Annotated in this window: 5 protein-coding genes; 2 read left to right on the top strand and 3 right to left on the bottom strand. The window is 49.8% G+C overall.

All coding sequences use genetic code 11. The features are described from left to right. Positions 1 to 185 precede the first annotated feature (185 nt). A complete protein-coding gene (locus E4U03_RS12330) occupies positions 186 to 1127 on the bottom strand; it encodes a hypothetical protein (RefSeq protein ID WP_135014017.1) in 942 nt (313 codons plus the stop codon). Positions 1128 to 1775: 648 nt separating this feature from the next. Between E4U03_RS12330 and E4U03_RS12325 the strand changes: the two genes are divergently transcribed. Both E4U03_RS12325 and E4U03_RS12320 read left to right on the top strand, forming a co-directional pair. After that, positions 1776 to 2693, top strand: coding sequence for a replication initiation protein (locus E4U03_RS12325; RefSeq protein WP_135014016.1), 918 nt, complete (start codon positions 1776 to 1778; stop codon positions 2691 to 2693). Next, positions 2680 to 2937 (top strand): helix-turn-helix domain-containing protein, encoded by a 258-nt coding sequence (locus E4U03_RS12320; protein ID WP_135014015.1) that lies wholly within the window; start codon positions 2680 to 2682, stop codon positions 2935 to 2937. Before E4U03_RS12325 ends, E4U03_RS12320 begins: the two co-directional genes overlap by 14 nt. Before the next feature lie 78 nt (positions 2938 to 3015). Here E4U03_RS12320 and E4U03_RS12315 read toward each other — a convergent pair whose 3' ends face one another. Together E4U03_RS12315 and E4U03_RS12310 are read right to left on the bottom strand one after the other, a co-directional pair. Next, positions 3016 to 3240 carry a hypothetical protein gene (locus E4U03_RS12315; protein ID WP_135014014.1) on the bottom strand — a complete coding sequence of 75 codons (225 nt, stop codon included), beginning with the start codon at positions 3238 to 3240 and terminating at the stop codon, positions 3016 to 3018. Positions 3241 to 3242: 2 nt separating this feature from the next. Next, the gene (locus tag E4U03_RS12310; RefSeq protein ID WP_135014013.1) at positions 3243 to 3896 is read right to left on the bottom strand and encodes a hypothetical protein; all 654 of its coding nucleotides are present in this window, start codon (positions 3894 to 3896) and stop codon (positions 3243 to 3245) included. Between the last annotated feature and the right edge of the window lie 103 nt (positions 3897 to 3999).

Genomic DNA, 3999 nt, shown 5'->3' with positions numbered 1-3999 from the left:
TTTTTTGACTTTAACACTAACCATCGTTCTTGCCTTTCGTTTCTTCTACGCTGAAGATGATTGTTGGGAACAGAAACATTCTAACTATTAGAAGTATGGCATATCAACAGTTAGCAAAAATCGTTATAGAACCGTTATCTAAAGGTATCTGATGTAATGAAAATGATACCGAACCGACCTATAACCTAATTCAAAGATTGCCGCCCCTTGAAAAACGTTGAACCACCTCCCAGCATCTCAGCCCGCACCCGAGCAACCTCACGCTCGCCCCGAGCACGCTCCAACTTCGCAACCTTCTCCCATTCCTCAGCCCGCCTCTGCCAGCCAAGCACCAAAGACTCCAACGAAGCCACCTGCTGCTCCAATCGCGCAATCGCAAGCACACCCCCTGCCTCCAGCTTCTGTTCCCTCAACCAAGCATTAGCGACATAGAACTGCTCCAACTCAGCCTCTTTCTGCCCCAGTCGCTTCTCTAGCTTCCGCACCTGCTCTTGTAATCCTTTGATTTCATCAGCGCTCTCACGCTCTATCGCAGCCTTGGCTTTACGCACCTGCTGCCCCACAGCAACAGCCTTCTCGTACTCGGTGTACTCACGCTCCGCAGCCACCCAAGCCGCTATCTCTTCAAACCCACCAAGCACCTGGGAATAACGCACCAGTTCCTGCGGACTCAGCCCACTGCTAACCGGCACATCTGCCTTCTCGTTGCCCACAAACCCCCACTCAGCCCGTGCCAAACGGGTTAGGGCTTTCCCCAGGGCGTGAGCTATCTCTGCGCGTTCCTCTCTCGGTAGCTTCCTGTCATTCAGGCAGTAGCTCAGCTCGGTGAGCAAATCAGGGATAACCTTGCTCGGCTCCTCCCGGATATAGGCGCGCATATCTGCTTTGCGAGGGCGCTGGTAGACCCTGATGGCTTTGGGTTCTTTACGGGGTTCAGTGTGGGGTTTTTCGCGAATGATACGCATCGGCGCCCCTGCCTCGCGGGCGTACTTACGGTGAGCGGCGGCGTACTTACGGCAGGTTGGTGAACAGTAGATAGGGTTACGTCCGCGCCCGTTGTGGTAGGTGAATTCTTCTTTGCAGTGGGGGCAAACAGTGGTGGTTTCGCGGTAGGGCTGGGGCGTCATGGTGAGGGTTTTCTTTATTTCGTCATGTTGCTTATCTATCAAGAATTATTCACGATAGTACTTCCTGAGTCACTGAGTGCAAGAGGTGTGACGAAAAACAGTGCCCAGAACCAGGGCTAACGGGGCAGGTTCTGGACGCTGGAGTCGGTGTGCTGGCAAGTGGTTTGCGGGGTAAAAATACGCCCTAGTGCTTTTCCCAGACGTGTATCTAGAAAAAGTGTCTACTTTTGGGGTGGTGCTGAGCTTGGTTTTGCTGCCAAATTTTTGGTTTGGCATACGTGCCTTTTGGTTCTGAGGTTTATGTGGGTGTAGTCGTTGGTGCTGGGTTTGTGGTCTTGGCTGTTCTGTCGCATTTGCGACAGTTGGTTTATGGGTGGGTAGCTCTTGCTGAAGGGATGGACATTTTTCTAGCTGGTGAGTTTTATCTTGGTGGGTTCTAGGTGAGGGTCTGGGTACTGGTTTTGTCTCTGGGAGCCGGGGTGTTAAGCGACAGGTTTCCTAACGGGTTTTCAGGCTGCCAACCGTACCCCGAATCAGTCTGCGGAACCTGCCCCGGGGATGTGCGCGGAGGTAGGGTGTTGACCCGCGGAGGGGTAACTACCTGATTAAGTTCAAATCGTAGTTGGGACACTCCGGGGTAAATGCAAGGTGGGACAGTCCCGCCGTGCTCTACTGGAAACCATGACCTTCCAAGACGTTTTCGAGCAGCACTGGCTACCAGCCAAACCCCTGTGCTCTGACCGCAAAGACGGCGCCTACAAACGCCGCACACGCGCCAAGGCACTCGAACACGCCTACATCGAAACCAACCCGCTAGCCATGCAGTCACTGATTGTCACCGACCACGACGGAGCAGACGCAGACTGGCAAGCAGACCTGGTAGGACTGCCCCAACCGTCCTGGGTAGCTATGAACTCTGAGACTCGTTCCGGGCACATCGTCTACGCCCTCAAAAGCCCTGTCTGCCTAACCGATGCGGCACACCGCGCCCCGGTCAATCTGCTCGCCCGTGTTGAGCAGGGACTCACAGACGTTCTCGGCGGGGATATCGGCTACGGCGGGCGAATCACTAAAAACCCCATCCATAGAGCTCATATGCCCCTCTGGGGCGATGTAGAAGCCCTCTACGGACTTAGAGACCTTGCTAAGGCACTTGGAGACATCGGAGCCCTCCCAGAGCCTCACAGAAGCGCACAGACCGTTTTAGGCTCCGCTGTGGGGCGTAACGTCGCTTTGTTCAATCTGACCCGCCAGTGGGCTTACAGGGCGCGTTTACGGTACACGGATTATGCCGAGTGGGCAGAAACTGTTTATGCCTTCGCTTCGATGAAAAACGTTTCGGTGATTGCTGATGAGTTCTCACGCGGTCCGATGAGTGAGAACGAGGTAGCCCAGATAGCTAAGTCGATTGCTGGTTGGGTGTGGCGAAATATCACTTCAGAGCAAACAGCGGTGAACCGTAAACGGTGGGGATATTCGCTAGGAAAACGCTCCGGAGAAATCCGTTTAGCGAAGCAGGAAAGTCTTATACAGGCCCTAGAGGAGATGAATTATGGGAGCTGTTAAACCCGTACAACGCCGTTTCACAGCACGAGAAGCCGCCGAACGCCTGGGGGTCACAACAAGGACAGTACAGCGTCTGATGGCTGAGCCTCGTGACAAGTACCTCGCCCGCGCCAACCATAAACGAGAACAAGCCGCCGAACTGCGTGCCCAAGGTCTCTCAGTCCGACAAATTGCTGAGAAGATGGGAGTTTCTAAGTCAGCTGCCGGACGCTACGTCCAAGAGTACGAAAAATCTAATAGCTGAGGCTTATGTCGCTAAGGAACAGGACAAGATAAAAAATATTTTTGGGGCTTGCATTAACGCAAGCCCCAAAAATATTTTTTAACTAATTTCGCCAGAAGAGATATTCTTCTTTTTTTCACTAGCAGTAAAAGTTATAGCCACAATAGCTCCTAAATAAGGAACTATTAAAATTGCTAGCCCCAGTATGCATCTATGCATTTTTGATATAAAGTTTCTATTTTTCATCAAAAAAACCATAGAGTATATTATCAACGCTAACCAAATTGCTACGAAAAATATTTCACTTGTAGAAATATGGAACATAACTACTTCTTAAAAAACCATTTTTCTTTAATCCCAGGGCCATTCACTTTCATGCCTTGCTCCCAGTTTTCGGTCCCGCCAATTCCGCCAAGACGTGCTACCGACCAGTCAGCAGTACAGATTCCTTCACCATTATCCAACCAATGATTCGTTGATACATTGACATTACGGTAGGGAACAATCTGGTTGTAAGTTCCTACGCAAGAACGCGTTTCAAGAACTTGGTTGTTACCAGTTACATACTTGTATTCGATTTTATTCCAACCTAGCTCAATACCAAGTTGACTAGTTTTTTCGGTGTACTGAGAAGTAACTTCATGACGGTCTGAGCTTGCAGTAACTCTAGAAAGTGCATAAGAGCCCTGACTATCTTTAATCTCCTCAGTCCCCACTACTTGAAGGTCGGGAGAAATCTTAGAAGCTTCTTCCTGCGTCATCCCAATTCTGAAATCTGGATGGTTAATAGTTTCTAAGATTTGATTACGTTCTGTATCAGAAAGAGCTTCCCACTTGTCTTTATTTTCTCCAACAAGCTGTATCGAAGATTCAGTAATATGAGAATCATCTGCGTAAGCCGGAGATGCCATAACTCCAGTGGTGAAAATACCTGCAACCGCTAGAGAAGTTGCAATTTTTTTGACTTTAACACTAACCATCGTTCTTGCCTTTCGTTTCTTCTACGCTGAAGATGATTGTTGGGAACAGAAACATTCTAACTATTAGAAGTATGGCATATCAACAGTTAGCAAAAATCGTTAT

The sequence above is a fragment of the Rothia nasimurium genome, assembly GCF_004569295.1.
Lineage (GTDB): Bacteria > Actinomycetota > Actinomycetes > Actinomycetales > Micrococcaceae > Rothia > Rothia nasimurium_B.
Note: the sequence above shows the minus strand (reverse complement) of the source record. Positions and strands in the feature narration are given on the sequence as shown.